Origin of the sequence: Curtobacterium flaccumfaciens UCD-AKU (genome assembly GCF_000349565.1) — a bacterium.
Taxonomy (GTDB): Bacteria; Actinomycetota; Actinomycetes; order Actinomycetales; family Microbacteriaceae; genus Curtobacterium; species Curtobacterium poinsettiae.
This window is the reverse complement of record NZ_KB714607.1, coordinates 63,489-87,842: the sequence shown is the minus strand read 5'-3', so window position 1 is coordinate 87,842 and position 24,354 is coordinate 63,489. Positions and strand designations below refer to the sequence as shown.

Annotated in this window: 24 protein-coding genes; 14 read left to right on the top strand and 10 right to left on the bottom strand. The window is 71.6% G+C overall.

The features are described 5' to 3' along the window. Positions 1–253: 253 nt before the first annotated feature. Positions 254–1,711, top strand: a complete 1,458-nt coding sequence (locus H489_RS22615; RefSeq protein WP_040418951.1) for an aspartate ammonia-lyase — start codon at positions 254–256, stop codon at positions 1,709–1,711. Between the two features lie 40 nt (positions 1,712–1,751). On the opposite strand, the gene H489_RS22610 is transcribed toward H489_RS22615, so the two are convergent. Further along, positions 1,752–2,843, bottom strand: a complete 1,092-nt coding sequence (locus tag H489_RS22610; protein ID WP_017885944.1) for a YihY/virulence factor BrkB family protein — start codon at positions 2,841–2,843, stop codon at positions 1,752–1,754. A 180-nt stretch (positions 2,844–3,023) separates the two neighbouring features. Further along, a complete protein-coding gene (locus H489_RS22605; protein ID WP_017885943.1) occupies positions 3,024–4,343 on the bottom strand; it encodes an MFS transporter in 1,320 nt (439 codons plus the stop codon). A 69-nt stretch (positions 4,344–4,412) separates the two neighbouring features. Between H489_RS22605 and H489_RS22600 the strand changes: the two genes are divergently transcribed. The 3 genes from H489_RS22600 to H489_RS22590 all read left to right on the top strand — a co-directional run bounded on the left by H489_RS22600 (position 4,413) and on the right by H489_RS22590 (position 8,011). Then, complete coding sequence (locus H489_RS22600) at positions 4,413–4,784, top strand: FKBP-type peptidyl-prolyl cis-trans isomerase (RefSeq protein ID WP_017885942.1); 372 nt, start codon at positions 4,413–4,415, stop codon at positions 4,782–4,784. Then, a complete protein-coding gene (locus H489_RS22595; RefSeq protein WP_017885941.1) occupies positions 4,784–5,620 on the top strand; it encodes an aldo/keto reductase in 837 nt (278 codons plus the stop codon). The genes H489_RS22600 and H489_RS22595 overlap by 1 nt, the downstream gene beginning before the upstream one ends. A gap of 147 nt (positions 5,621–5,767) precedes the next feature. Beyond that, positions 5,768–8,011, top strand: coding sequence for a HelD family protein (locus H489_RS22590; protein ID WP_017885940.1), 2,244 nt, complete (start codon positions 5,768–5,770; stop codon positions 8,009–8,011). Between the two features lie 71 nt (positions 8,012–8,082). Here the strand turns inward: H489_RS22590 and H489_RS0118305 are convergent, their stop codons facing one another. From H489_RS0118305 to H489_RS22580, 3 genes are read right to left on the bottom strand one after another with little or no spacing between them, the layout of a single operon-like run. Further along, positions 8,083–8,352: a protealysin inhibitor emfourin gene (locus tag H489_RS0118305; RefSeq protein WP_017885939.1), complete on the bottom strand. Its 270-nt coding sequence runs from the start codon at positions 8,350–8,352 to the stop codon at positions 8,083–8,085. A 29-nt stretch (positions 8,353–8,381) separates the two neighbouring features. Beyond that, positions 8,382–9,431, bottom strand: a complete 1,050-nt coding sequence (locus H489_RS22585) for a M4 family metallopeptidase (protein ID WP_017885938.1) — start codon at positions 9,429–9,431, stop codon at positions 8,382–8,384. Positions 9,432–9,491: 60 nt separating this feature from the next. Next, entirely contained in the window at positions 9,492–10,568 is a 1,077-nt protein-coding gene (locus H489_RS22580) for a glycoside hydrolase family 6 protein (RefSeq protein ID WP_017885937.1), read from the bottom strand. A gap of 183 nt (positions 10,569–10,751) precedes the next feature. Between H489_RS22580 and H489_RS22575 the strand changes: the two genes are divergently transcribed. The 3 genes from H489_RS22575 (at position 10,752) to H489_RS22565 (ending at position 12,511) form a co-directional block, all read left to right on the top strand. Continuing rightward, positions 10,752–11,201 carry a VanZ family protein gene (locus H489_RS22575; RefSeq protein ID WP_017885936.1) on the top strand — a complete coding sequence of 150 codons (450 nt, stop codon included), beginning with the start codon at positions 10,752–10,754 and terminating at the stop codon, positions 11,199–11,201. Positions 11,202–11,301: 100 nt separating this feature from the next. Further along, positions 11,302–11,571, top strand: a complete 270-nt coding sequence (rpsO, locus tag H489_RS22570) for a 30S ribosomal protein S15 (protein WP_017885935.1) — start codon at positions 11,302–11,304, stop codon at positions 11,569–11,571. Positions 11,572–11,893: 322 nt separating this feature from the next. Beyond that, the gene (locus H489_RS22565; RefSeq protein WP_017885934.1) at positions 11,894–12,511 is read left to right on the top strand and encodes a CE1759 family FMN reductase; all 618 of its coding nucleotides are present in this window, start codon (positions 11,894–11,896) and stop codon (positions 12,509–12,511) included. A gap of 160 nt (positions 12,512–12,671) precedes the next feature. Here H489_RS22565 and H489_RS22560 read toward each other — a convergent pair whose 3' ends face one another. Next, on the bottom strand, positions 12,672–13,874 hold the full coding sequence (locus H489_RS22560; protein ID WP_031259200.1) for a hypothetical protein: 1,203 nt from the start codon (positions 13,872–13,874) through the stop codon (positions 12,672–12,674). 281 nt (positions 13,875–14,155) lie between these two features. On the opposite strand from H489_RS22560, the gene H489_RS22555 reads away from it, so the two are divergent. Further along, on the top strand, positions 14,156–16,435 hold the full coding sequence (locus H489_RS22555) for a polyribonucleotide nucleotidyltransferase (RefSeq protein ID WP_017885932.1): 2,280 nt from the start codon (positions 14,156–14,158) through the stop codon (positions 16,433–16,435). 125 nt (positions 16,436–16,560) lie between these two features. Here H489_RS22555 and H489_RS22550 read toward each other — a convergent pair whose 3' ends face one another. Further along, positions 16,561–17,088 carry a YbhB/YbcL family Raf kinase inhibitor-like protein gene (locus tag H489_RS22550; protein ID WP_017885931.1) on the bottom strand — a complete coding sequence of 176 codons (528 nt, stop codon included), beginning with the start codon at positions 17,086–17,088 and terminating at the stop codon, positions 16,561–16,563. A gap of 280 nt (positions 17,089–17,368) precedes the next feature. Then, positions 17,369–18,016, bottom strand: coding sequence for a TetR/AcrR family transcriptional regulator (locus H489_RS22545; RefSeq protein ID WP_017885930.1), 648 nt, complete (start codon positions 18,014–18,016; stop codon positions 17,369–17,371). 251 nt (positions 18,017–18,267) lie between these two features. Between H489_RS22545 and H489_RS22540 the strand changes: the two genes are divergently transcribed. Then, a complete protein-coding gene (locus H489_RS22540) occupies positions 18,268–19,602 on the top strand; it encodes a M16 family metallopeptidase (RefSeq protein ID WP_040418871.1) in 1,335 nt (444 codons plus the stop codon). Between the two features lie 8 nt (positions 19,603–19,610). Continuing rightward, entirely contained in the window at positions 19,611–20,213 is a 603-nt protein-coding gene (locus tag H489_RS22535; protein ID WP_017885928.1) for a histidine phosphatase family protein, read from the top strand. A 49-nt stretch (positions 20,214–20,262) separates the two neighbouring features. Here the strand turns inward: H489_RS22535 and H489_RS22530 are convergent, their stop codons facing one another. Beyond that, entirely contained in the window at positions 20,263–20,784 is a 522-nt protein-coding gene (locus tag H489_RS22530; RefSeq protein WP_017885927.1) for a GNAT family N-acetyltransferase, read from the bottom strand. A 23-nt stretch (positions 20,785–20,807) separates the two neighbouring features. Here H489_RS22530 and H489_RS0118300 point away from each other — a divergent pair, with 23 nt between their 5' ends. Both H489_RS0118300 and H489_RS22525 read left to right on the top strand, forming a co-directional pair. Further along, positions 20,808–21,554, top strand: a complete 747-nt coding sequence (locus tag H489_RS0118300; protein WP_031259197.1) for a 4-hydroxy-tetrahydrodipicolinate reductase — start codon at positions 20,808–20,810, stop codon at positions 21,552–21,554. Between the two features lie 14 nt (positions 21,555–21,568). Then, entirely contained in the window at positions 21,569–22,033 is a 465-nt protein-coding gene (locus H489_RS22525) for a tetratricopeptide repeat protein (protein ID WP_017885925.1), read from the top strand. 19 nt (positions 22,034–22,052) lie between these two features. On the opposite strand, the gene H489_RS22520 is transcribed toward H489_RS22525, so the two are convergent. Then, positions 22,053–22,967, bottom strand: coding sequence for a TIGR01777 family oxidoreductase (locus tag H489_RS22520; RefSeq protein ID WP_017885924.1), 915 nt, complete (start codon positions 22,965–22,967; stop codon positions 22,053–22,055). Between the two features lie 38 nt (positions 22,968–23,005). Here H489_RS22520 and H489_RS22515 point away from each other — a divergent pair, with 38 nt between their 5' ends. Further along, entirely contained in the window at positions 23,006–23,836 is an 831-nt protein-coding gene (locus H489_RS22515) for a thymidylate synthase (RefSeq protein ID WP_017885923.1), read from the top strand. Next, positions 23,836–24,336 (top strand): dihydrofolate reductase, encoded by a 501-nt coding sequence (locus H489_RS22510; RefSeq protein WP_017885922.1) that lies wholly within the window; start codon positions 23,836–23,838, stop codon positions 24,334–24,336. Before H489_RS22515 ends, H489_RS22510 begins: the two co-directional genes overlap by 1 nt. The last annotated feature ends 18 nt before the right edge of the window (positions 24,337–24,354 follow it).

Here is a 24,354-nt window from a genome sequence, read left to right as displayed (position 1 = left end):
CCGGCGTCTTCTGCTCACTCGTCGTGTGTTCGCCGCGCCCGGGGGGCGGACGGGAGGCCCGTGGCGGCCTGGCGCCGCGCCTCCCGTCCGCCCCGGGCGAGCGGGCGGAATGCCGGCGTGCGATACCGAGGCGACCGCGGCATTCCGCCCGCTCGCGCAGGAACGCGCCGCTCTGCACCGTCCCGGCGCGTTCCCGGACCGGCTGGACGGACCGGACTAGCCTCGACGTGTGACCGGCAACGAGGAGGCACCTGTGACGACGACGCGGACCGAGAGCGACTCGCTGGGATCACGGGAGGTCCCGAACGACGCCTACTGGGGCATCAACACGTTGCGGGCGCTGGAGAACTTCCCGATCACCTCCGTGCCGATCGCCGTGTACCCGGACCTCATCGAGGCGCTCGTCACCGTGAAGCAGGCGGCGGCGCGGGCGAACCGGGCGATCGGTGTCCTCGACGAGGAGCGTGCCGACGCGATCGACCGCGCGGCGCAGGAAGTGCGCGACGGGGCGCTCCGCGAGCAGTTCGTCGTCGACGTCGTGCAGGGCGGCGCGGGCACGAGCACGAACATGAACACGAACGAGGTGCTCGCCAACCGGGCACTCGAACTCCTGGGCCGTGCGCGGGGCGACTACGCGTACCTGCACCCGATCGACCACGTGAACCGCAGCCAGTCGACGAACGACACCTACCCGACGAGCATCAAGATCGCGATGATCTTCGGCGTCCGGCGGCTGATCGTGCAGCTCGAGGAACTCTCCGCCGCGTTCGCCGAGCGGGGCCGCGCCTTCGCCGACGTGCTCAAGGTCGGCCGGACGCAGCTGCAGGACGCGGTGCCGATGACCCTCGGGCAGGAGTTCACCGGCTTCTCGCACACCATCCAGGAGGACGCGGAGATGCTCCGCAAGGTGATGCCGTTGCTCGCCGAGATGAACCTCGGCGCGACGGCCATCGGCACGGGGATCACCGCGGACCCGCTCTACCGCGACGAGGTCCGCCGGCAGCTGCAGGAGGCGAGCGGGATCGACGTCGTCACCGCCCCCGACCTCATCGAGGCGACGAGCGACGCCGGCGCTTTCATGACCCTGTCCGGCACGGTCAAACGCAGCGCCGCGAAGCTCTCGAAGATCTGCAACGACCTGCGGCTGCTGTCGTCCGGCCCGCAGGCGGGCCTCGGCGAGATCACCCTGCCCGCTCGCCAGGCCGGTTCGTCGATCATGCCGGGCAAGGTGAACCCGGTGATCCCCGAGGTCGTGAACCAGATCGCCTACGCGGTCGCCGGAGCCGACACCACGGTGACCATGGCGGCGGAGAGCGGCCAGCTCCAGCTCAACGCCTTCGAGCCGATCATCGCCCACTCGATCCTGCAGTCCCTGCAGTGGATGTCCCGTGGCTGTGCGACCCTCCGTGAGCACTGCGTCGTCGGCATCGAGGCGAACGAGGCGAAGCTCGCCGCCCAGGTCGACACGAACGTCGGCGTCGTCACCGCGCTGACGCCGTACATCGGGTACGCGGCCGCGGCGTCGATCGCGCACACGGCGTTGACCACCTCGACGCCGATCTCGACGCTCGTCGTGGCCGCGGGCCTGATGGACGAGGACCAGGTCATGCGGGTGCTCAGCCCGGCACGGCTGTCGGGGATCGAGCTGGCGACCGGCGCCATCCCGATCGTCACCGAGGAGATGCTGGACGCCGAGGCGCGCAAGCGCTGACGCGGGGCGTCCGCGGCAACGAGCGCGCGCACGCCACTCGTCAGGGCAGCGGCCGCTCGCCCACCCGCACCTGCTGCGCGATCGCCCGCAGCTGCTCCTCGCCCGGGGTCAGCTCGGCGTCCTCGTCCTCGGCCACCCGAGCGGCTTCGGCCTCGGCCCGGACGTGCTGCGCTGCAGCGATGTCCTGGTCCCGCCAGCGCGCGAGCGTGAAGTTCCGGGTGACGTCCCGCAGCGGCAGCCGGATCGACTCGTCCGCTTCGATGCCGGCCATCAGCTGCCGCATCCGGATCACCTCGGAGTCGAGTTCCCCGCCGACCACGAGCACGAAGTTCGAGATGTACAGGTACACGAGCAGCAGGATCGCGCCGCCGAGCCACCCGTAGGCACGGTTCCCGCCGCCGAGGGTCTCCACGTAGAGCGCGAACCCGAGGGTGGCGATGGCCCAGGTGACGATCGCGAACGCGGCACCGGCCGACACCCACCGCAGCTGCGGGGTCTTCACGTTCGGCGTCGCGTAGTACAGCACCGCCACCATCACGACCAGGTCGACCGCGAGCACCGGCCACTTCGCCACGTTCCACACGTCGTCGATCCAGGGCGCCCACCCGAGCTGCCGGATGACGGCCTCGGAGATGGTCGGGGTGCCGAGCAGGATGACGATCGCGACGGCACCGCCGACCATGACGAGCAGCGTGACGAGGAGCATCATGCTGCGGAACTTCCAGATCCGCCGACCCTCCTCGACCTCGTACGCGGTGTTCATCGCCCGCCCGAACGCCGTCGCGTAGCCGGACAGCGACCAGAGCGTCAGCACGACGCCGATCGTGAACCCGAGCCACGGGTTGTCCAGGGTCAGCAGCTGCCGGAGCGGGCCCTCGAGGTGCGACGCGGTCTCGGGCCGGACGATGAACCCGAGGACCTCGACGATGTCGGTCAGGCTGTCGCCCTTGCGGTCCACGATGGACAAGCCCGACACCACCGCCAGCGCGGTCGGGAAGACGGTCAGCAGGGCGAAGAACGTCAGCGACGCGGCCGCGTCGACGACGCGGTGCCGGATGACGGAGTGGTAGGTGCGCCGGACGACGGCGCGGACTCCCGTCCGCTGGAGATCGCGCGATGCGCTGTCCGGCATGTGTCGTACGGTACCCGACACGTGCGGCCCTGGAGGCCCGTGGCGGGCCCGCCCCGCGCCTCCCGACCGCCTGTTGGTCGCGCTGGTGCGCCTGCAAGACACCGGTGTTCACGCTCCGCACCGCGGAACGCGGGTGTTCGAAGTGCGAACACCGGTGTTATGCGCACCAGGACCGACCGGTCAGTTGGCGTGGGGCTGCAGGGCGTCGTAGCGGCGGAACGACGGGACCATCCGGACGAGGAGCGCGACGAGGCCGATGATCAGCACGCCGCCGATGACCGGCGGGTACGCGATGCCGGCCGCGACGACCAGGCCGGCGTACAGGTCGCCGAGCCGCGGGCCGCCCGTGACCACCACGATGAAGATGCCCTGCAGCCGACCGCGCATGCCGTCCGGCGACGCTGCCTGCAGGATCGTGTTCCGGAACACCGAGCTGACGTTGTCCGCGCCGCCGGCCATCGCCAGGAACAGCGCCGCGAGCCCGAGCGCGGGCAGGATCTCGACCCCGAACGCCTCACCCGAGCGGCCGCCCAGGACGTGTGCCAGCGCGATGACCACACCGAACGCCGCGATCGCCCCGCCGTACGCCGTGATGGCCCAGCCGACGGCCTCACCCTGGCGTCGGACGTGCCCGAGCGGCCCGGAGAACACGCTCGACAGCAGCGCTCCGATCGCGTACGCGGCGGTCAGGGTGCCGACCGTGATCGACCCGCCGCCGATGACGAGCGCCCCGATCGCGGGGAACAGCACGCGCGGCTGCCCGAACGTCATCGCGACGATGTCGAGCACGAAGGTCATCGTGATGTTGCGCGACCGCCGCAGGAACCTCGCACCCTCGATGAGCGAGCCGAGCCCCGGCCGCAGCGCGTCGTGGTCGGCAGCCATCCGCGGCAGCGTGAACACCCCGAGGAACGCGAACGTGAACAGCACGACGTCGATCGTGTACGTCGGCGCGAACCCGACGGTCGCGATGAGCACTCCGGCGATCGCCGGGCCCACCGTGACCTGGAACCCCGACGCGATCCCGCCCAGGGCGCTCGCCGCGGGCAGCAGGTCGGTGCCGACGAGCCGCGGGACGATGGCCGAGCGGGACGCGTTGCTGACGGTGGCGGCGACGGCGTTCACCGTGGCGAGCACGTAGAGCAAGAGGACGCTGTGCAGGTCGAGCCAGGCGTGGGTGGCGATGAGCGCCACCGCGACCCACGCGATGATCGAGGACACGAGCGCGACGAGGCGCCGGTCGAAGGCATCCGCGAGCATCCCGCCGTACAGACCCGCGACGATCATCGGCACGAGCGCGATGACACCCACCAGGGCCACGGCGAAGGTCGAGCGGGTGATCTCGTAGACCTCGAGCCCGACGGCCACGGTCGTCATCTGGGTGCCGATGCCGGCGATCGCGGTGCCCGCCCAGAGCCGGGCGAAGGCGGGGGAGCGGCGGAGCGGGGTCAGGTCGGCGAGCAGACGGCGGCGCGGCGGTGCGGGAGTCGATGGTGTCACGGTGGAACCATTCTGCGGGCTGGACGCTCGTTGCGCGTGCCCGGTGCGCCCTCTGGTTGACTGATCGGCATGACTGACCTGAACAGCAAGCCCGAGTTCGACGCCCCCGAGGGCCCCGCCCCCACCGAGCTCGTCGTCACCGACATCGTCGAGGGCTCCGGCGAGGAAGCGTCCGCCGGCTCGACCGTCAAGGTCCACTACGCCGGCGTCGAGTACGAGACCGGCGAGGAGTTCGACAGCTCCTGGAACCGCGGCGAGCCCATCGACTTCCCGCTCGCGGCGCTGGTGCGCGGCTGGCAGGAGGGCATCCCCGGCATGAAGGTCGGCGGCCGCCGCAAGCTCGTCGTCCCGCCGGAGCTCGCCTACGGCCCCGCCGGTGGCGGCCACTTCCTGTCCGGCAAGACCCTCATCTTCGTGATCGACCTGCTCGGGGTCCGCTGATGCAGGTCGGTGCCCCGACGATCGAGCTGAACGACGGCCACCGGTTCCCGGAGCTCGGCCTCGGCACCTACGGGCTGAACGGCGACGAGGGCGCGACCGCGGTCGGCACCGCGATCGCGGGCGGTTACCGGCTGCTCGACACGGCGCTGAACTACGGCAACGAGGACGCCGTCGGCAAGGCCGTCCGCGAGTCCGAGGTGGCGCGCGAGGACCTCGTCGTCACGTCGAAGCTCCCCGGCCGCCACCACGGCTACGACGAGGCGCACCGCTCGATCGACGAGACCCTCGGCAACCTGGGGCTCGACCACGTCGACCTGTACCTGATCCACTGGCCGAACCCGTCGGTGGACAAGTTCGTCGACACCTGGAAGGCGTTCGTCGACCTGCGCGACAGCGGCAAGGTCCGCTCGATCGGCGTCTCGAACTTCACGCCGGAGCACCTCCGCCGCATCGTCGACGCCACCGGGGTCGCCCCGGCCGTCAACCAGGTCGAGCTGCACCCGTACTTCCCCCAGGCGGAACTGCGGAAGGTGCACCAGGAGCTCGGCATCGTGACCGAGAGCTGGAGCCCGCTCGCGAAGCGGTCGGAACTGCTCACCGAGCAGCCGATCGTCGACGCTGCCGCCGCACACGGGGTGGCCCCCGGCCAGGTCGTCCTGCGCTGGCACGTCCAGCTCGGTGCCGTGCCGGTGCCGAAGTCGGGCGACGCCACCCGCCAGAAGGAGAACCTCGACGTCTTCGGCTTCGAGCTGACCGACGACGAGGTGCAGGCGATCTCCGCGCTCGAGCGCGGCCGCCTGTGGGACGGTGACCCGGACACGCACGAAGAGATGTAGACGGGTCGCGGACGCGCGGACGCGCGGACGTGTGGACGCGCGGACGTCCGGACCGGAGGCGCGGTGCCAGCTGGCACCGCGCCTCCAGTCATCCGTGTCGGTGCGCCGGGACTACACTGGACACCCCTCTTTCCCGAAGGGTTGTGTGTGTCCGAACCGACCGAGATCGACCGTGAGCGCGGCTACGTCGACGGCCTCTTCCGTCGTCTCGACGAGCTGACCGCCGAGGCCGAACAGCGCCTCGCCGAGACCCGCCGACAGGCGGTCGGCGGGAACCACCAGAGCCGCAGCGAGCGCGACGCGTACGCCAGGCTCTACGAGGACACCGTCGCGACGCTCGAGCGCGTGGGGGACCGTCTGGTCTTCGGCCGGCTCGAGGTCGCCGAGCCCGACAACCCCGACGACACCTTCCGGTACATCGGCCGCGTGGGGCTGCGCGACGCCGAGCACCGGCCGCTCCTGCTCGACTGGCGCGTCCCCGGTGCCAGTGCTTTCTACCAGGCCACCGCGGCGCACCCGATGGGCATGCGCTCCCGCCGGCACCTGTCCCTGCAGGGTCGTCGGGTGGTCGGCGTCGAGGACGAGGTGTTCGACGCCTCGCTCTACGACGACGAGCGCACCCACCTGCAGGGCGAGGGCGCGCTGCTCGCCGCGGTCACCGCCGAGCGCACGGGCCGGATGACCGACATCGTCGCGACGATCCAGGGCGAGCAGGACCGCATCATCCGCTCCCCGCTCGAGGGCGTGCTCATCGTGCAGGGCGGTCCCGGCACCGGCAAGACCGCCGTGGCGCTGCACCGCGCCGCCTACCTGCTCTACTCCTACCGCGAGCGGCTACGGGGCTCCGGCGTGCTCATGGTCGGACCGTCCCCGGCCTTCCTGACGTACATCGAGCAGGTGCTCCCGTCGCTCGGCGAGACCGGCGTCGTGATGGCCTCACTCGGCTCGCTCTACCCGGGCGTGCACGCGACGACGCACGACACCCGCGACGTCGCCGCCGTGAAGGGCGCCGCCCAGATGGCGTCGCTGCTGCGCCGGGCGGTGCGCTCGCGCCAGGTCGTACCGACCGAGTCGGTCACGCTCGACATCGAGGGCGAGCGGCTCGTCGTGTCGCCGCAGCTCGTCGCCGACGCCATGAAGCGCGCGCAGGACCGCGGCAAGCCGCACAACGCCGCCCGTGTCACGTTCAACAAGATCGCCCTCGACGCGATGACGCGCCTGCTCGCCGAGCAGCTGCGGGAGCGCGGCACCACGGTGGACGAAGCCGACGAGAAGGTCCTGCGCGAGGACATCCGGAGCTCGTACGACGCCCGTGTCCTGCTCAACACCGCGTGGCTGCCGCTGCCGCCGGAGAAGTTCCTCGAGGACCTCTACGCCCGGCCGAACTGGCTCGCCTCGCTCACCCCCGACTGGACACCGGAGCGCCGCGCCCTGCTGCAGCGTGCCCGCGGGACGGCCTGGACCGTCGAGGACGTCCCCCTGCTCGACGAGGCCGCCGAACTGCTCGGCCCGTTCGACCCGACCGGCGGCGCCGCCAAGCGCGCCGCGAAGGCCAGCCGGAACCGCGACATCGAGAACGCCCGCCAGGCGATCGAGAACATGGGCGTCGAGGGCATCGTCAGCGCCGAGCAGGTCGCCGGCTCGTTCGCCGAGGGCGGCGACCCCCGCTCCACCGCAGAGCGCGCCGCGGACGACCGCGAGTGGACCTACGGCCACATCGTCGTCGACGAGGCGCAGGAGCTCTCGCCGATGCAGTGGCGCGTGCTCGCCCGCCGCAACCCGCTGCGCTCGTTCACGATCGTCGGCGACATGGCGCAGGGTTCCTCGCCGGGTGCCGCGCGCACGTGGGACGACGTCATCGGGGCGCTCGCGCGTCGCCGACGCGGCCGTGCGCCGCAGGTGCCGCTCGACCACCGCATCGAGCAGCTGACGGTCAACTACCGCACCCCGCGCTCCATCGTCGAGGCCGCCGGGGCCTTCGCGGACAGCGCCGGGCTGACGGTCACCCGCAACGAGGCCGTGCGCGACGGCGACCCCGTCGAGCGTGTCCGCGTCGCGCGGGCCGACCTGCTCGACACGGTCGTGGCCGTCGCCGACGCCGAGCGTGTCCGGATCGGGTCCGGCACCATCGGTGTCATCGTCCCCGAGTCCCAGGTCGACACCGTCCGGCAGCGGCTCGCCCGCACCGAGGCGGACGTCCGGGGGCTCGCCTCGCCGACCGCCGGGTCGCTCACGGTGCTGACCGGCGCGGACGCCAAGGGCCTGGAGTTCGACGGCGTGCTGCTCGTCGACCCGGACGGCGTGGGTGCCGACGCGGCCCGTGCCGCCGCAGCGGTCTACGTCGCGATGACGCGTCCGACGCGTCGCCTGACGGTCATCGACGTCGACTGACGCGGGCGGGCGGTGGCGTCCCCGCGGGGCGGACAGGAGGCACGGTGCGGGTCCGCCACGCGCCTCCCGGCTCAGGTCGGGTCGCCCTCGGACCGCACCCGCTCGACCAGGTCGGCCCACGGTCCGTCCAGGTGGCGGCCGGGGATGGTCACGGTGGTGCGCTCGACGGTGATCGTCCAGCTGAAGTCGTCGGGGACGGGCGCGGCCGTCGGTGCCGGGGTGCGCCGCAGCGCGTCGACGACGTCGGACCACGCCGCGGGGTCGCTGCTCGCGTCGGTGTCGACCCGCCAGCGCCGGACGGTACCGGCGAAGCCCCCGGAGCGGCGGACCTCGATGCGCATGGCCCCGACGCTACGCCCGGGACGGGTGCTCAGTCGAGCACGCCCACCCGCTGCCAGGCCTGACGGACCGCGATGTGCTCGGCGGAGCCGTCCCCGAACCGTCGTACGGCTGCGTCGACGGTGACGGTGGCGAAGCCCGCGAAGTCGATCGAGGCGGTCACCTCCGGCGAGGTCAGGGCGTCCCACCAGACGGCGCCGGCTCCCTGCCAGGCGGGCCCACCGATGTCGGTGGCCGCCAGGAAGAACGCGTGGTTCGGGATGCCCGAGTTGGTGTGCACCCCACCGGCGTCGTCGGTGGTGACGACGAACCCGGCCATGGTCGCCGGTTGCGGGTCCTTGCCGAGCACCGGGTCGTCGTAGGCGGTCCCTGGTGCCCGCATCGAGCGGAGCGCGTCGCCCTGCACGGCGTCGGTGAACAGCCCCTCGCCGATGAGCCAGCTGGCCTGCTCGGCCGTCTGACCCGCCGCGTACTGGGCGACGAGGGAACCGAACACGTCGCTGATCGACTCGTTCAGGGCCCCCGACTGCCCCTGGTAGGTCAGGTCGGCGGTGTACTGCGTGACACCGTGCGCGAGCTCGTGGCCGATGACGTCGAGGGCGATGGTGAAGCGGCGGAACACCTCGTCGTCGCCGTCGCCGAACACCATCCTGCTGCCGTCCCAGTAGGCGTTGTCGTAGTCCTGGCCGTAGTGCACGGTGGCGTCGAGGGGGAGCCCGGCGCCGTCGATGGACACCCGGTCGAACACCTCGAGCCAGAAGGCGTGCGTGGCGCCGAGGCCCGCGTACGCCTCGTCGACCGCGGTGTCGCCGGTGTCGGCGTCGCCCTCGTGCCGGACGAGGGTGCCGGGCAGCGTCGTGGTGCCGTGCGCGTCGGTGATGGTGCGCTGCGGGGAGCGGTCGACGGTGCCGCTGAGGCTGCGCGGCGCGACCAGGTGCTCGTGCTTCGGCGCCTGCACGGTGTCGAGCGAGGCCAGCGCGGTGCGTGCCGCCGAGGCCGCACGGGGGAACGCGTCGGCATCGGCGACGGCGCGGAGCAGGTAGGGCGGGACGACGGAGCGGATGCGGTCGGTCGCGGTCATGCGCTCATGCAACCACCGGGCACCGACAGCCCTGCGCTGCCGGTTGCCGGGTGGTGGCCGTCAGTCGCGCTTGCGGTGCTCGACGAGGGCGAGCGCGTACGACTCCCACCACTGGCCGGCGGCGGGGCCACCGTTGCAGGTGCCGTCGCTGAGCCCCGGCGTCTTGACCCAGAGCAGCGCGTCGAGCCGGGTGCTCCCGCCGGTGACGTGCGGCTCCTGGCCGAGGCCCGCGCCCTCGGGGTTGCACCAGGTGCCCCGCCACCCCTGCCCGTTGCGGGAGACGTCGATGACGAAGTGCGGGTCGCCACCGACCGCGTCGGCGAGCTCGTCGGCGTACGCGCGCTCCTGGTCGACCCGGTAGAAGTTCGACACGTTCGTGAAGAAGCCCTGCACCTCGTCGATGCCGGCCTGCCGCAGCCAGTCCGCCATGGTCGCGGTCGGCACGCGGTTCTCGTTGCCGCCGTCCAGGTACACGGTGAGCCCGTGACCGGTCAGTGCGTCGACGGCCTTCCGCAGCAGGGGCAGACGTTCGTCGCGCAGCCGTTCGCAGTTCTGGATCTGCGCGATCGAGTCGGGTTCGACGAGCACGACGGCGTGCGAGCCGGCCATCGCACGGACGGCGGACCGGACCCACGGCAGGTAGGCGTCGTCCTCGGTGCCGCCCTTCGAGTAGCTGCCGCAGTCGCGGTCGGGGATGCTGTACAGGACGAACACCGGGGTGCCGCCACGTTCCTTCGCGGTGGCGACCACGGACCGGATGGTCGACCGGGTCTCGGAGCGCGAGGTGTTCGTCAGCCAGGTCGCGATCGGCTGGTCGGCGATGACCGCGATCTGCTCGGCGGTCTGGGCGTCGCCCTCGGCCCGGGCCTGGCGCTCGCGGATGCCGGCCTGGTTCACCGCGGTCGGCTGGCGCGCGAGTCCGCCGGGGAACGCCTCGGCCGCGGACTTCCGCTCGGACACGGCTCGCCCGCTCGGGGTACGGTCGCCGTCCGGCGGGCCACCGTTCCAGGGGCCGACGACCACGAGCGTCGTCACGACCGCGGCGACGACGACGGCCGCCGCGGCGATCCACCCCCACTGCCGCAGTCCGCCGGTGCGGTTGCGGAGGGGGGTGCTGGGTGCCTCGTGCTCCGGCATGCTGCGGTGCTCCCTGATCTGCCCGTGCGGTGTCGGTGGTGCGGGCAGCGGTCGTGCCCGGACCCATGCTGACAGGTGCGGGGGAGTCCTGACCAGGGCCGAGCCGCGATCGCCCAGGAGTCGCACCGCCCGCTGACAGGAGCGCTCCAGCGACCGTGCAGGACCGTGCTCCACACTGTGCGGATGTTCCGTCGACTCCTCCTCCTCGCCCTGACCGCGGGCTACGCCTGGGTGATCTGGCGGATGACGCTGACCCCGCAGGTCTTCACCTCGGCCCAGAACTCGCTCGTGCTGCACGCGATCGCGTGGGTGCAGCAGCTGCCGCACGGTGCCTGGTTCACGTACGAGCGCACCGAGTTCCTCGCCAACATCGCGATGTTCGTGCCGGTCGGCATGCTCGCCGCGCTGTGGCTGCCCCGTCGCTGGTGGATCCTCGGCGCGCTCGTCGCGGTGGCACTGTCCACGGGCATCGAGTTCGCCCAGGCCACGTACCTGCCGTACCGCGTCGCGGACCCGCGCGACGTGCTGTCGAACGGCCTCGGCGGGCTGCTCGGCGCGACCCTGGTCGGACTCGTCCGCAGCCTGCTGCCGGACCGTCGGCGCCGACGTCGCCTGCAGCCCAGGACCGCGTAGGACTCTGGTAGTCTTGGGCGGTTGCCGTCGAACGGCCGCGGACAAAGAGCGCTCGTGCATCAGGCACGGGCACCGCGCAACGGACAGGAAGGGGATCACCATGGCACTTGACGCACAGGTCAAGCAGGAGATCATCGAAGAGTACGCGACCCACCCGGGCGACACCGGATCCCCCGAGGTCCAGGTCGCCGTTCTGACGCGTCGTATCAACGACCTGAACGAGCACCTCAAGGAGCACAAGCACGACCACCACTCGCGTCGTGGCCTGCTGCTCATGGTCGGTCAGCGTCGTCGTCTCCTCGGTTACCTCTCCGACGTCGACATCGCCCGCTACCGCACGCTCATCGAGCGCCTCGGCCTGCGTCGCTAGTCGACCGGACACACGCTTGACCGAACACCCCGGTCCTCTCCACGAGGACCGGGGTGTTCTTCGTTCCCGGGGCGGGCGTCGCGCGCCGGGGTTCGCTCCGTCGGCGCTCCCGCTCGGACCGGTCACGACACGTCGCACGCGCTCGTCCCGCGGTCACGACTCGTCGTATCCCGCGGTCTGACTCGACACTTCGTGACCGATCGGCGGTCAGCGCGCGGGCAGTCGTGACCGATCGGCCGCCGGTCGGACGACGGGAATGGTTGCGAGGGGAGCTCGGTTGGATGCTATGTTCATGCAAACGCATCGAAAGTCGGGAAGCATCATGACCACCATCGCCGTCGTCTCCGCCGGACTCTCCGAGCCCAGCTCCACCCGCCTGCTCGCCGACCGTCTGGGCGAGGCGGCCGTGTCCTCGCTCGTCGCCGAGGGCACCCCCGCACACGTCGTGCACGTGGAGCTCCGGCCGCTCGCGCACGAGATCACCGACGCGATGCTGACCGGGTTCGCCGCACCCGCACTCTCCGCCGCGATGGCCGCCGTGGTCGAGGCCGATGCCGTCGTGTTCGTCACGCCGATCTTCACCGCGGGCGTCAGTGGACTCGCCAAGTCCTTCCTCGACGTGCTCGACAAGGACTCGATGGCCGACATGCCCGTCCTGCTCGGTGCCACCGGCGGGACCTCGCGGCACTCCCTGGCGATCGACCACGCGCTGCGACCCGTCTTCGCGTACCTGCGTGCGGCGATCGTCCCCACCGGGGTGTTCGCCGCGACCGACGACTGGGGGACCGACGGCGACTCGGCCGCCCTGGACGGTCGCATCCGCCGGGCCGGAGCCGACCTGGCCTGGGCGATCCGGGCCTCCAGGCGGGCGCCGCAGGAAGCCGACGCGCTCCCCGCGACCCCGGACTTCGCGAGCCTGCTCGGCGGCCTCGGCCACTGAACAGGTGCAGAGACGCCGTCGTGTCCGCGAGACGCCGCCGAGTCCGGCGGCGTCTCGTGCGTTCGCCGGCGTCTCAGCAAGACGCCGGCGTCTCAGTGAGACTGCGGCGTCTCAGCAAGACGACGGCGTCAAGCAGCGCTGCAACCGACCTGCCCGGCGATCAGTACCAGTGCGGGTTGACACTCATCTCGTGCCCCCACGCCCCGCACGGCGACCCGTAGGCGCTCTTGATGTAGGCGAGGCCCCAGTTGATCTGCGTCGCGGCGTTCGTCCGCCAGTCGGCACCGGCCACCGCCATCTTCTCGGCAGGGAGTGACTGGGGGATGCCGTAGGCGCCGCTCGAGGCGTTCAGGGCGTTCGCCCGCCACCCGGACTCCTGCGTCCACAGGGACACCAGGCACGAGAACTGGTCGTCGCCCCATCCGTAGGACGCCAGGGCCCCGCGCGCGTAGGCCTGGGCGCCGGCCGGGTCGACGACGACGCCGCCGGTGCTCGGGTACGACGTGCCGGAACCGCCGCCGGGGGCGCTGCCGCCACTGCTGCCGGGGGTCGGCGTGTTCGCTGCCTCGGCCGCCGCCGCTGCTGCCCGCTTGCGCTGCTGCTCCGCCTTCTGTGCGGCGACCCGCTGGCCGAGCTCGTACCCGGCTTCCTGCTTCGCGGTGCTGTCCTTGAGCGACGCGAGCTGCGCGTACAGCTCGTCGCTGTGCTGTTCCGTCGACTCGACGGCGGCGTCCGCCACCTGTTCCGCCGACTTCGCCGCGGCCGATCGTTCCTCGGCTGCCTGCGCACGCGTCGCACGTTCCGTCTCGGCCCGCTCGGCCTGCTCGTGCAGCGACGAGGCGGTGCCGGCCGCGACGGACGCGTCGTCCATCACGCCGGACCAGGTCTCCGACAGCTGGTCGAGCGCACCGAGCTGGTAGAGCAGCTGGTCCGGGTTCTTCGCGGTCGCGATCCGGGTGGTCATCTGGTTCGTGCTGCCGTCGCGGTACAGGTTCGCGGCCAGCTGGCCGGCCCGCTGCTGGGCCCGCTCCGCCGTCTGGCTCGCGTGCTGCGCCTGGGCCTGGAGGCTCGTGGCGGCCTGGGTGGCCGACGCCAGCTCAGTCTCGGCCGCGTCCGCCTTCGACGAGGCCACCAGGGCGGCCTGCGACTTCGCGGCCGCTTCGTCCTGCGCCGACTGCAGCGCGGCCTGCACCTTCTGCACCTCGGCCCGCTTCGCGGTCTCGTTGCCCTTGGCGCGCTGGACGTCCTGCCAGGTGGGGTACTCGGTGGCGTTGGCGGGCACAGCGGTCAGGGTCGGGGCGACGAGCGCGCCGACGACCACGGCGGCCGCGACGAGCACGCCCCGTGAGGGGGTGAGACGCATGTCGGCAGGCTACCGATGTTCACCAGGAGTCCAGCGAGCCGCGCCGCCGACAGCCTGAGGACTGGTAAAGTCCATCGTGTCCGAGGACTCATTCCCCGGACGTCACACACAACACTGCGCAGGCCGGGCACGGAGCTGGTCATCGGTGGTGGCTCGCGGGCCGGAACGGTTTCCCGAGTGCTTCTACTGCTGGCCAGACATGCGTCCGGAACGATCGGCGCGCACGCACCATCGAGTGCCGTCGCCACGGCCTGCCGGAAACACATCAAGGAGGCGCCCTTTTGGAGGGTCCCGAGATCAAGTTCGCCGAAGCCGTCATCGACAACGGCAAGTACGGCAAGCGCACCGTCCGGTTCGAGACCGGTCGGCTCGCTCAGCAGGCCCAGGGCGCGGTCGCCGCGTACCTGGACGAGGAAACGATGCTCCTCTCGGCCACCAGCGCCGGCAAGCACCCGCGTGAAGGATTCGACTTCTTCCCGCTGACCGTCGACGTCGAGGAGCGTTCCTACGCCGCCGGCAAGATCCCCGGTTCGTTCTTCCGTCGCGAAGGCCGTCCGTCGACCGAGGCCATCCTCGTCTGCCGTCTGATCGACCGGCCGCTGCGTCCGTCGTTCGTCGACGGCCTGCGCAACGAGGTCCAGATCGTCATCACCGTCCTGAGCATCGCTCCGGACGAGTTCTACGACGCGCTGGCCATCAACGCCGCGTCCGCGTCGACGCAGATCTCCGGTCTGCCGTTCTCCGGCCCGATCGCCGGTGTGCGCCTCGCGCTCATCGGTGACCAGTGGGTCGCGTTCCCGAAGGCCTCGCAGCTCGCCGACGCCGTGTTCGACCTGACCGTCGCCGGCCGTGTCGTCACGGACGAGGCGGGCAACGAGGACGTCGCGATCATGATGGTCGAGGCGGAAGCCACCGAGCACGCCTGGGACCTCATCCAGGGCGGCGCCACCAAGCCCGACGAGGCCATCGTCGCCCAGGGTCTCGAGGCGGCCAAGCCGTTCCTCAAGTCCCTCGTCGACGCCCAGGCCAAGCTCGCCGCGCAGTCGGCCAAGGAGATCCAGGACTTCCCGGTCTTCCCGCCGTACGCGCCCGAGGTCTACTCGGCCGTTGAAGCCCTCGCGCTCTCCGAGCTCGGTGACGTCTACAAGATCGCCGCCAAGACCGAGCGTCAGGACGCCGACGACGCGCTCAAGTCGCGCGTCAAGGCTGCCATCGCCGAGCAGGTCACCGCGGGCTCGCTGCCCGAGGTCGCCAACTCGCAGGTCAGCGCGGCCTACAAGTCGGTCACGAAGAAGGTCGTCCGCGGCCGCATCCTGACCGAGCAGATCCGCATGGACGGCCGCGGCCTCGCCGACATCCGTCCGCTCGACGCCGAGGTCGCCGTGATCCCGCGCGTCCACGGTTCGGCGATCTTCCAGCGCGGCGAGACGCAGATCCTCGGCGTCACCACGCTGAACATGCTCAAGATGGAGCAGCAGATCGACTCGCTGTCGCCCGTCACGAAGAAGCGCTACCTGCACCACTACAACTTCCCGCCCTACTCGACCGGTGAGACCGGCCGTGTGGGTTCGCCGAAGCGTCGCGAGATCGGGCACGGCTTCCTCGCCGAGCGCGCACTCGTGCCGGTGCTGCCGTCGCGTGACGAGTTCCCCTACGCCATCCGCCAGGTCTCCGAGGCGCTCAGCTCCAACGGCTCGACCTCGATGGGTTCCGTCTGCGCCTCGACCCTGTCGCTGCTCAACGCCGGTGTGCCCCTCAAGGCCCCGGTCGCCGGCATCGCGATGGGCCTGGTCTCCGACACCGTCGACGGTCAGACCCGCTACGCGGCCCTGACCGACATCCTCGGTGCCGAAGACGCGCTCGGCGACATGGACTTCAAGGTCGCCGGTACCTCGGAGTTCGTCACCGCGATCCAGCTCGACACCAAGCTCGACGGCATCCCGTCGACGGTGCTCGACGCGGCGCTCAAGCAGGCCAAGGAGGCCCGCTCGGCCATCCTCGGTGTGCTGAACGAGGCGATCGACGCCCCCGACGAGATGGCGGACACCGCTCCTCGCGTGATCTCGGTGCAGATCCCCGTCGACAAGATCGGCGAGCTGATCGGCCCGAAGGGCAAGACGATCAACGGGATCCAGGACACCACCGGTGCCGACATCTCGATCGAGGACAACGGCACCGTCTACATCGGCGCCGTCGACGGTCCGTCGGCCGAGGCCGCTCGTGCCCAGGTCAACGCGATCGCGAACCCGACCAACCCGGAGATCGGGGACCAGTTCCTCGGCACCGTCGTGAAGATCGCCACCTTCGGCGCCTTCGTGTCGCTGCTCCCGGGCCGTGACGGTCTGCTCCACGTCTCCGAGGTGCGCAAGCTCGCCGGTGGCAAGCGTGTGGAGAACGTCGAAGACGTGCTCGGCGTCGGCCAGAAGGTCCTGGTCGAGGTCACCAAGGTGGACGACCGCGGCAAGCTGTCGCTCGCGCCGGTCGTGGCCGACGAGACCGAGGGTGACTCCACCTCGGCCGAGACGGTCCGCGCCCACGCCGAGGACCCGGCCGAGGGCTGATCCTCTCTCGCGTCCTGACGCACGAACGGCCGCCGTCCCTTCCGGGGCGGCGGCCGTTCGCCGTTGCGGGGCGTGCGTGCGGTGGGCGCGAAAGCTCGCGGCGCGGTGCGCGGTGCGCGTACCCGTCAGGCGGCGGGGGTCTCCTGCGTGCCCATGAGCTGCGCGCGACCGAGCAGGTGCCCACGGAGCATGAAGCCGACGACCGCGGGGGTCGCGTCGGCCGGCGCCTCGAGCACGGGGACGTCGAGGGCACTCAGCGTGAAGAAGTACCGGTGCGCGCCGTGACCCGCGGGCGGTGCAGCGCCGAGGAACGTGTCCGTGCCGAACTCGTTGCGGCGGCGGAGGGCCTCGGCGGGCAGCAGGGCGTCGTCGGTGCCGGCACCGACGGGGAGCGAGGTCGCCGAGCCCGGGATGTCGGTCAGGCTCCAGTGCCAGAAGCCGGAGCCGGTCGGGGCGTCGGGGTCGTACACGGTCAGGACGAAGCTCTTCGTGCCCTCGGGTGCGTCCGACCACTCGAGCGCGGGGGAGCGGTCCTCGCCACCGGCGTCGGAGCCGCGCGCCGAGGTGGGCAGCGCACCGCCGTCGGCGAAGTCGGGGCTCGTCAGGGTGAAGGACGGGACATCGGGCAGGTTCCAGTTGGGGTCGTTGGCCATGCCCCCAGCCAACACCCGCCGGCCGGGCCTGCGCTCGGGACGCGCGTGGGGCTGTGGGAGTTCGCACAGACGGCCTGGAGGCGCGGTGCGGGGCCGCCACGGGCCTCCCGTCCGCCCCGCGGTCGCCTCGACCGCGCTGCGGAAGCGACAGATCTGCGTCGCGCGGGTGCGTCCGTGCCGCGAAGCCGACGGATCGCCGCGAACTGTTCGCGGTGATCTGTCGCTTTCGCGAAAGCGACAGTGACAGCCGACAGCGACAGCGCTGGCGACGAGTCGGGTGTCAGACCGCGAGCACCCGGTCGACCACGCGGTTCAGCGCCGCGGTGGCAGCGATCGCGTCGCCGGCGTAGGCCCCGGCCATCGCACCGTCACGCGCGAGCATGAGCTCGTCGGCGCCGTCGCCGGGCAGGGGGTGCCCGGCGTCGTGCAGCAGGGTCGCGAGGCGCTCGGTGTACCAGTCGCGGTGCACGGCGACGACCTGGCGGACCGGGTCGCGCGGGTCGTGGTACTCGGCGGCGGCGTGCAGGAACGCACAGCCGCGGAAGGCCGGGTCGTTGACGTCGTCGGCCAGCGCGGCGACCCACGCTCGGACAGCCGGCTCGGGGGAGCCGGCGTCGGTGATGAGCTGCTCCATCCGCTCCTGCACGCGCTCGTGCTGGGTCCGGATGTAGGCGAGGATCAGGTTGTCCTTCGACCCGTAGTGCTTGTAGAACGTCGCCTTCGTGACGCTCGCCTCGGAGATGAGGCGGTCGACGCCGACGCTGTGGATGCCCTCTTCGTAGAACAGCCGCGTGGCGGTCTCGAGGACACGGACCTTCGCGCCGCCGGAGCGGGGAGTCGGGGGGACGCTCGACCCGTCCGGCGACGCGAGGTTCGTGCTCGGGCCGGGGAGACGCTGGACGGCCGGTTGGGGGGAATCGACCGTCACAGCGTGTACTCCTCGGACTCATCGGCTCCGCGACCGGAGTGGGGGGACTCGGTGGTCGCGCAGGACTGATGTCCCGAGCCGCCGGATCGGAACTTAGGGGGGCTTTCGATCCGGCGTGGCCAACTGTAGCACAAGGAGGACAGACAGACGAGTCGGTCTGTCCACACTTCCTGTACCCCACTTCGAGTGGCACGTGGCCCGGACCGGGAAACTGGGCGGCACGCGTCGGCGGATCAGTAGGCTCGTCTGCGATGAACCAGCCAGTGCCACTGCCGCTCGGGGCCCCGGACACGTCGTTCCTGACGTCCGGTGGGGCCTTCGTCCGTCGCACCGTGTTGCCGTCGGGCGTCCGTGTGCTCACCGAGGCGGTGCCGGGCGCCGCGTCGACGAGCATCGGGTTCTGGGTCGGCGTCGGTTCACGTGACGAGCGCGACGGTCAGTTCGGCTCGACGCACTTCCTCGAACACCTGCTCTTCAAGGGCACCGAGACGCGGTCGGCGCTCGACATCGCCATCGCGTTCGACTCGGTCGGCGGTGAGCACAACGCCGCGACGGCCAAGGAGTACACCTGCTACTACGCACGGGTCCGGGACACCGACGTCCCGATGGCCGTGAACGTCATCGGTGACATGGTCACCGGGTCGGTGCTCGAGCACGAGGCCTTCGCCGTGGAGCGCGGTGTCATCCTCGAAGAACTCGCGATGGCCGCGGACGACCCGGCCGACGTCGCGGGCGAAGCGTTCTTCGCCGCGGCGTTCGGCGGGCACCCCCTCGGCCGTCCGATCGGCGGCACCCCGGACAGCATCCGTGCGGTCCAGCGCGACGAGGTGCTGGCGCACTACCGCGAGCACTACGCGCCCAACGGCATCGTCGTCACCGCCGCCGGTGCCGTCGACCACGACCGGTTCTGCGAGCTCGTCGCCGGCGTCTTCCACGACGCTCCCGACGCCGCGCCGCTGCCGCGCCGCACGCCCCAGACGGTTGCCGACCCGGTCGAGCCGAAGCTGTCCGTGGTGCACCGCCCGACCGAGCAGGTCAGCATGCTCCGCGGCTCGCAGGGTCTCGACCTGCGCGACGACCGCCGGCCCTCGCTCAGCGTCCTGAACGCCGTGCTCGGCGGCGGCATGAGCTCGCGCCTGTTCCAAGAGGTCCGCGAGCGCCGCGGTCTGGCCTACGCGGTGTCGTCGTTCGCTCCCGCCTACCTGGACAACGGTGCCTTCGGCGTCTACGCCGGCTGCGCGCCGGACAACGTCGCCGGTGTCGTCGACATCGTCGACGCGGAGTTCCGCCGGATGGTCGACCACGGCATCACCGACGACGAACTGCGGCGGGCGAAGGGGCAGATCGAGGGTGCGCTGACGCTCTCGCTCGAGGACTCCGACGCACGCATGACGCGTCTCGGCCGTTCCGAGCTCGGCACGGGGGAGTACACCGACCTGTCGACCGCGCTCGAACGCGTGGACGGCGTCACCACCGGCGGCGTGCTCGAACTCGCGCGCGACCTGCTCACCCGGCCGACGATCACCTCGGTGGTCGGCGCCGTGCAGCAGGACGAACTCGCCGCGGCCATCGGGATCGGCAGCTGAGCACGGACATGTCGCACTACCTGTACCTCGTCCGCCACGGCGAACACCAGGACGCCGAACACGGCCTGCGGGACGGCAAGCTCTCCGAACGCGGCAAGCGTCAGGCGACCCTGGTCGCCGACCGTCTCGGCGGCGTGCCATTCGACGGCGTGTACCACTCGCCGCTCGAGGCCCCGAGCGAGACCGCCGCGTTCCTGTCGCAGCGTCTGCCGTCGATCCAGCCGGAACCCTCGACGCTGCTGTTCGACTGCATCCCCTCGGGCCCGACGCCGGACATGCCGCACGCCTACCAGGGCTGGTACGGCGGCATCACCGAAGAGGAGATCGTCGCCGGGCAAGCCCAGATGGGCGACGCCGTGTCGGAGTGGTTCACCCCGGCGCGCGAAGACCGGCACGACCTGCTCATCACGCACAACGCCGTGATCGGCTGGTTCGTGCGTGAAGCGTTCCAGGCGCCCGAGTGGCGCTGGATGGGCACCAACGTCGCGCACACCGCGCTCACGATCATCCGGATCCGCTCGGCGAAGCCGGCCGAGGTCGTCACGCTGAACGACCTGGCCCACCTGCCGGTGGAGCTGCGCACCGGGCTGCCGGTCGACCAGCCCGTCTAGCGGCCGCCGGTCCGGTTCGCGGTGGCGCGGCCGGGAGACCCGTGGCGGCTCAGGCGTCCGGCCCGCGGCCCGTCCGGGTCGGGGCCACGGCCTTGCGGTACCAGGCGGTCGCGTTCGGGTTGTCGTTGAACGGCTCGACGCGTTCGTAGCCGCGGCTGCGGTACAGGGCGGCCGCGGCGACGAGTGAGTCGTTCGTGTCGAGGACGATGCTCGTCGCGCCGAGGTCGGCACCGGCCCGCTCGAGCAGGTCCATCACGGCCGTCGCGACCCCCTTGCCGCGCCCGGCCGGTGTCACGAAGACGTGCTTGACCTCGAACCGGACGTCGACGGCGCCGGCTGCGTCCACGCCGTCCGCGATCCGCCGGAGCCCCCCGCACCCGATCGCGACGCCGCCGTCGTCCGCCAGTGCGAAGACACCGTTCGGTGGCGTGAACTCGGCCGCGGGGGTGCGCTTCCGTGCGTAGGTGCCCTGCGCGCTCGGGAACGTCGCCTCGCGCTCGTCCAGGTACGCGTCGAGCAGGACGTCGACCTCGGACAGATCGGCCGGCACGGTCCTGACCTCGACTGACATGCGTCGATCCTAGGATGGACCGCATGGTCACTCCCGTCGCCGTCGTCGGCGCCACCGGTCGTCTCGGGGGCCTCGTGGCCGCCGTCGTCGAGGAACTCCCGGAGTTCGAGCTCGTCGCCCGTCTGTCCTCGAAGGACGGCGCCCACCAGGCACCCCCGTCCGTCTTCGGCGGCGCGGCCCTGGTGGTCGACGTGACGGTGCCGTCGCTCAGCCCGGCGATCGTGGAGAATGCGCTGTCGAGCGGCGCGAACGTGCTCGTCGGTACCTCCGGCTGGTCGCTCGATCGCCTCGCGAAGCTCCGCACCGGGCTGCAGGAACGCCCGGAGCAGGGGGTGCTCGTCGTCCCGAACTTCTCGATCGGCTCGGTGCTCGGCACCCACCTGGCGACGATCGCGGCGCCGTGGTTCCCGGCTGCCGAGATCGTCGAGACCCACCACGCCGGCAAGATCGACTCACCCTCGGGCACCGCGGTGCGCACGGCGGAGCTGATGGCCGACGCCCGGCGCGATGTCGGGCCGGTGGACGCTCCACACGTCGACCAGCGCGCCCGTGGTCAGCAGGTCGCCAGTGTGCCCATCCACTCGCTCCGGCTGCCCGGGGTGAAGGCCGTGCAGGACGTCGTGCTGAGCGGCCCCGGCGAGACACTGACGATCCGGCACGACACCAACGACGACGTCGCCTACGTGGCGGGCATCCGTGCGGCGCTCGCGAACGTGGTGTCGGCGCGGGGGCTCACCGTGGGCCTCGGCAGCGTCCTCGGCATCGGCTGAGGGCCGTGGGTCGCATGGAGCGGGCCGGACGCACGATCCGCTCGCCGTTCTGGGGTGCAGCACTGATGGCGGTGCTGCTCGCCCTGTACATCGTTCTCGTCGGACAGCGTGCCGTGGCCTTCATCGCCACCGGCATCCCGATCGGCATCGGCATCGGTGTCGCACTGTTCGTCGTCGCCGCGATCGGCGCGCTCCTGCTCGTCCTGGAGTTCCGCTTCGGCATCCGCATCACGCGGCTCGGCGCACGGCTCGAGGCCGAGGGCGGCACACCGGACGACGTCGTCCCCGTGCGGCCGTCGGGTCGTCCGATCCGCGACGCCGCCGACGAGCTGTTCCCGCGGTACCGCGACGCGGTCGAGCAGGACCCGGCCGACTGGCGTGCCTGGTACCGGCTCGGTGTGGTCTACGACGCCGCGGGCGACCGCAAACGTGCCCGGTCGGCGATGCGCACCGCCCTGGCGCGCGCCGCCGACCGCTGACCCCCGGTCTGCCGTCCGATCAGAAGACGGCGTCGATCGCGTCCGCCGCCTGCGTGTACCGGAACGTGTAGCCGGACTCGAGCAACTTCGTGGGGACCATCCGCTGGCTCGACAGGAGCATGTCGTCCGCGGCGTCCCGCAGCGCCAGGCGCAGGGCGAACTCGGGGATCCGGAACAGGTAGGGGCGGTGCAGCACCTCGGCGACGTGCTTCGTGATGCGGTCGGCGACGACCGGCTCCGGGCCCGCCAGGTTGACCGGGCCGGAGACGTCCGGCGCCGCGGTCGCCAGGTGCACGATCGCGCCGACCTCGTCCTCGAGGGCGATCCAGGGCCAGTGCTGGCCGCCGGTGCCGAGTCGGCTGCCGACGCCGAGCTTGGTCAGCGGGACGAGGGGTGCGAGCGCGCCGCCGCCCTTGCCGATCACGATGCCGGTCCGGAGCGTGATGACCCGGACCCCCGCGGGGGCGGCGTTCGCGGCCGACTCCCACGCGGTGCAGACGTCGGCGAGGAACCCCGTGCCCGGGGCGGCGTCGTCGGGCAGCACGTCGGCCGGACGGTCGCCGTACACGCCCGAGGCCGAGCCCGACAGGAACAGCGCCGGGGGAGTGGTCGCGTGCCGCATCGCCTCGACCAGGGTGTCGGTGGGGTCGATGCGTGAGCTGCGGATCTCCTTGCGGTACGCGTCGGTCCACGGCAGCTTGCCGATGTTCGCGCCGGCCAGGTTGATCACGACGTCGGCGCCGTCGAGGATCGCCGGGTCGAGCGGACGTCGCCCCGGTGCCCAGCGGAACTCGGTCGCGGTGCGGGCTTCCCGGCGCACGAGCGTGGTGACGTGGTGCCCCGCCTCGCGCAGGGCGCGGACGAGTGGGGTCCCGATGAAGCCGGACGAGCCGGCCACCAGGATCGAGAGCGGTTGTTCCGTCGTGTCGGGCATACCGGCAACGCTACTCACACCGACGTAGGCTTCTGTGTGTGACCGACAGCGAGACCGTACAGCCCGACGCTTCCGTCCCGACCCCCTACGAGGACCTGCTCCGCCGGGTCCTGACCGAGGGCTCGCCGAAGGGCGACCGCACCGGCACGGGGACCCGCAGCCTGTTCGGCGCACAGCTCCGCTACGACCTGTCGGAGGGCTTCCCGCTCGTCACCACGAAGCGCGTGCACTTCAAGTCGATCGCGTACGAGCTCCTCTGGTTCCTGCGCGGCGAGGGCAACGCGACCTGGCTGCAGGAGCACGGTGTCCGGATCTGGAACGAGTGGGCGGACGCCGACGGCGACCTCGGCCCGGTGTACGGCGTGCAGTGGCGATCCTGGCCCACCCCCTCGGGTGAGCACGTCGACCAGATCGCCCAGGTCATCGAGCAGATCAGGACGAACCCGGACAGCCGTCGGCTCATCGTCTCGGCGTGGAACGTCGCCGACGTGCCGGACATGGCGCTCGCCCCGTGCCACGCGTTCTTCCAGTTCTACGTCAACGACGGCAAGCTCTCGTGCCAGCTCTACCAGCGGAGCGCCGACATGTTCCTCGGGGTCCCGTTCAACATCGCCTCGTACGCGCTGCTGACCCACATGATCGCGGCGCAGACCGGGCTCGAGGTCGGTGACTTCGTCTGGACCGGCGGCGACTGCCACGTCTACGACAACCACGTCGAACAGGTCGAGGAGCAGCTGTCCCGCACGGCGTACCCGATGCCGACGCTCGAGCTCGCGCCGCGCGACTCGATCGACGACTACGAGTACGAGGACTTCACCGTCGTCGGGTACGAGCACCACCCGGCGATCAAGGCCGCGGTCGCCGTCTGATGATCGGCATGGTCTGGGCCCGCTCGACCACCGGCGTCATCGGTGCCGACGGGGGCATGCCCTGGCACGTGCCCGAGGACCTGGCGCACTTCAAGCGGGTCACCGGCGCCGCGACCGTGCTCATGGGCCGGCGCACGTGGGAGTCCCTGCCCGAGCGGTTCCGCCCCCTGCCCGGTCGGCGCAACGTGGTGCTCACCCGTGACACGACGTGGACCGCCGACGGTGCCGAGGTGGTGCACGACCTGCAGGCCGCGCTCGAAGGCGACGACGGCACCGACGAGACCGTCTGGGTCGTCGGCGGCGGCCAGGTCTACGCCGCGGCGCTCGACCGTGCCGATGTCGTCTCCGAGACCGTGATCGACGTCGACGTCCCCGGCGACACCGTCGCACCGACGCTCGACGAGACTGCCGGTTGGACGCTCACCGACGAGGGCCCGTGGCAGGAGTCCCGCAACGGCGGCACCCGCTACCGGTTCCTGGAGTGGCAGCGCCGCGCCTGAGTGCCCGCACGCGCCGGG

Excerpts from the sequence above, each read along its gene's own strand:
- H489_RS22560 (WP_031259200.1), bottom strand. The coding sequence starts at position 13,874 with ATGCGTCTCACCCCCTCACGGGGCGTGCTCGTCGCGGCCGCCGTGGTC.
- H489_RS22550 (WP_017885931.1), bottom strand. The coding sequence starts at position 17,088 with ATGGCCAACGACCCCAACTGGAACCTGCCCGATGTCCCGTCCTTCACC.
- H489_RS22540 (WP_040418871.1), top strand. The coding sequence starts at position 18,268 with ATGAACCAGCCAGTGCCACTGCCGCTCGGGGCCCCGGACACGTCGTTC.
- H489_RS0118300 (WP_031259197.1), top strand. The coding sequence starts at position 20,808 with ATGGTCACTCCCGTCGCCGTCGTCGGCGCCACCGGTCGTCTCGGGGGC.
- H489_RS0118305 (WP_017885939.1), bottom strand. The coding sequence starts at position 8,352 with ATGCGCATCGAGGTCCGCCGCTCCGGGGGCTTCGCCGGTACCGTCCGG.
- H489_RS22535 (WP_017885928.1), top strand. The coding sequence starts at position 19,611 with ATGTCGCACTACCTGTACCTCGTCCGCCACGGCGAACACCAGGACGCC.
- H489_RS22510 (WP_017885922.1), top strand. The coding sequence starts at position 23,836 with ATGATCGGCATGGTCTGGGCCCGCTCGACCACCGGCGTCATCGGTGCC.
- H489_RS22585 (WP_017885938.1), bottom strand. The coding sequence starts at position 9,431 with ATGACCGCGACCGACCGCATCCGCTCCGTCGTCCCGCCCTACCTGCTC.
- H489_RS22610 (WP_017885944.1), bottom strand. The coding sequence starts at position 2,843 with ATGCCGGACAGCGCATCGCGCGATCTCCAGCGGACGGGAGTCCGCGCC.
- H489_RS22525 (WP_017885925.1), top strand. The coding sequence starts at position 21,569 with ATGGAGCGGGCCGGACGCACGATCCGCTCGCCGTTCTGGGGTGCAGCA.
- rpsO (WP_017885935.1), top strand. The coding sequence starts at position 11,302 with ATGGCACTTGACGCACAGGTCAAGCAGGAGATCATCGAAGAGTACGCG.
- H489_RS22565 (WP_017885934.1), top strand. The coding sequence starts at position 11,894 with ATGACCACCATCGCCGTCGTCTCCGCCGGACTCTCCGAGCCCAGCTCC.
- H489_RS22530 (WP_017885927.1), bottom strand. The coding sequence starts at position 20,784 with ATGTCAGTCGAGGTCAGGACCGTGCCGGCCGATCTGTCCGAGGTCGAC.
- H489_RS22580 (WP_017885937.1), bottom strand. The coding sequence starts at position 10,568 with ATGCCGGAGCACGAGGCACCCAGCACCCCCCTCCGCAACCGCACCGGC.
- H489_RS22575 (WP_017885936.1), top strand. The coding sequence starts at position 10,752 with ATGTTCCGTCGACTCCTCCTCCTCGCCCTGACCGCGGGCTACGCCTGG.
- H489_RS22595 (WP_017885941.1), top strand. The coding sequence starts at position 4,784 with ATGCAGGTCGGTGCCCCGACGATCGAGCTGAACGACGGCCACCGGTTC.
- H489_RS22600 (WP_017885942.1), top strand. The coding sequence starts at position 4,413 with ATGACTGACCTGAACAGCAAGCCCGAGTTCGACGCCCCCGAGGGCCCC.
- H489_RS22520 (WP_017885924.1), bottom strand. The coding sequence starts at position 22,967 with ATGCCCGACACGACGGAACAACCGCTCTCGATCCTGGTGGCCGGCTCG.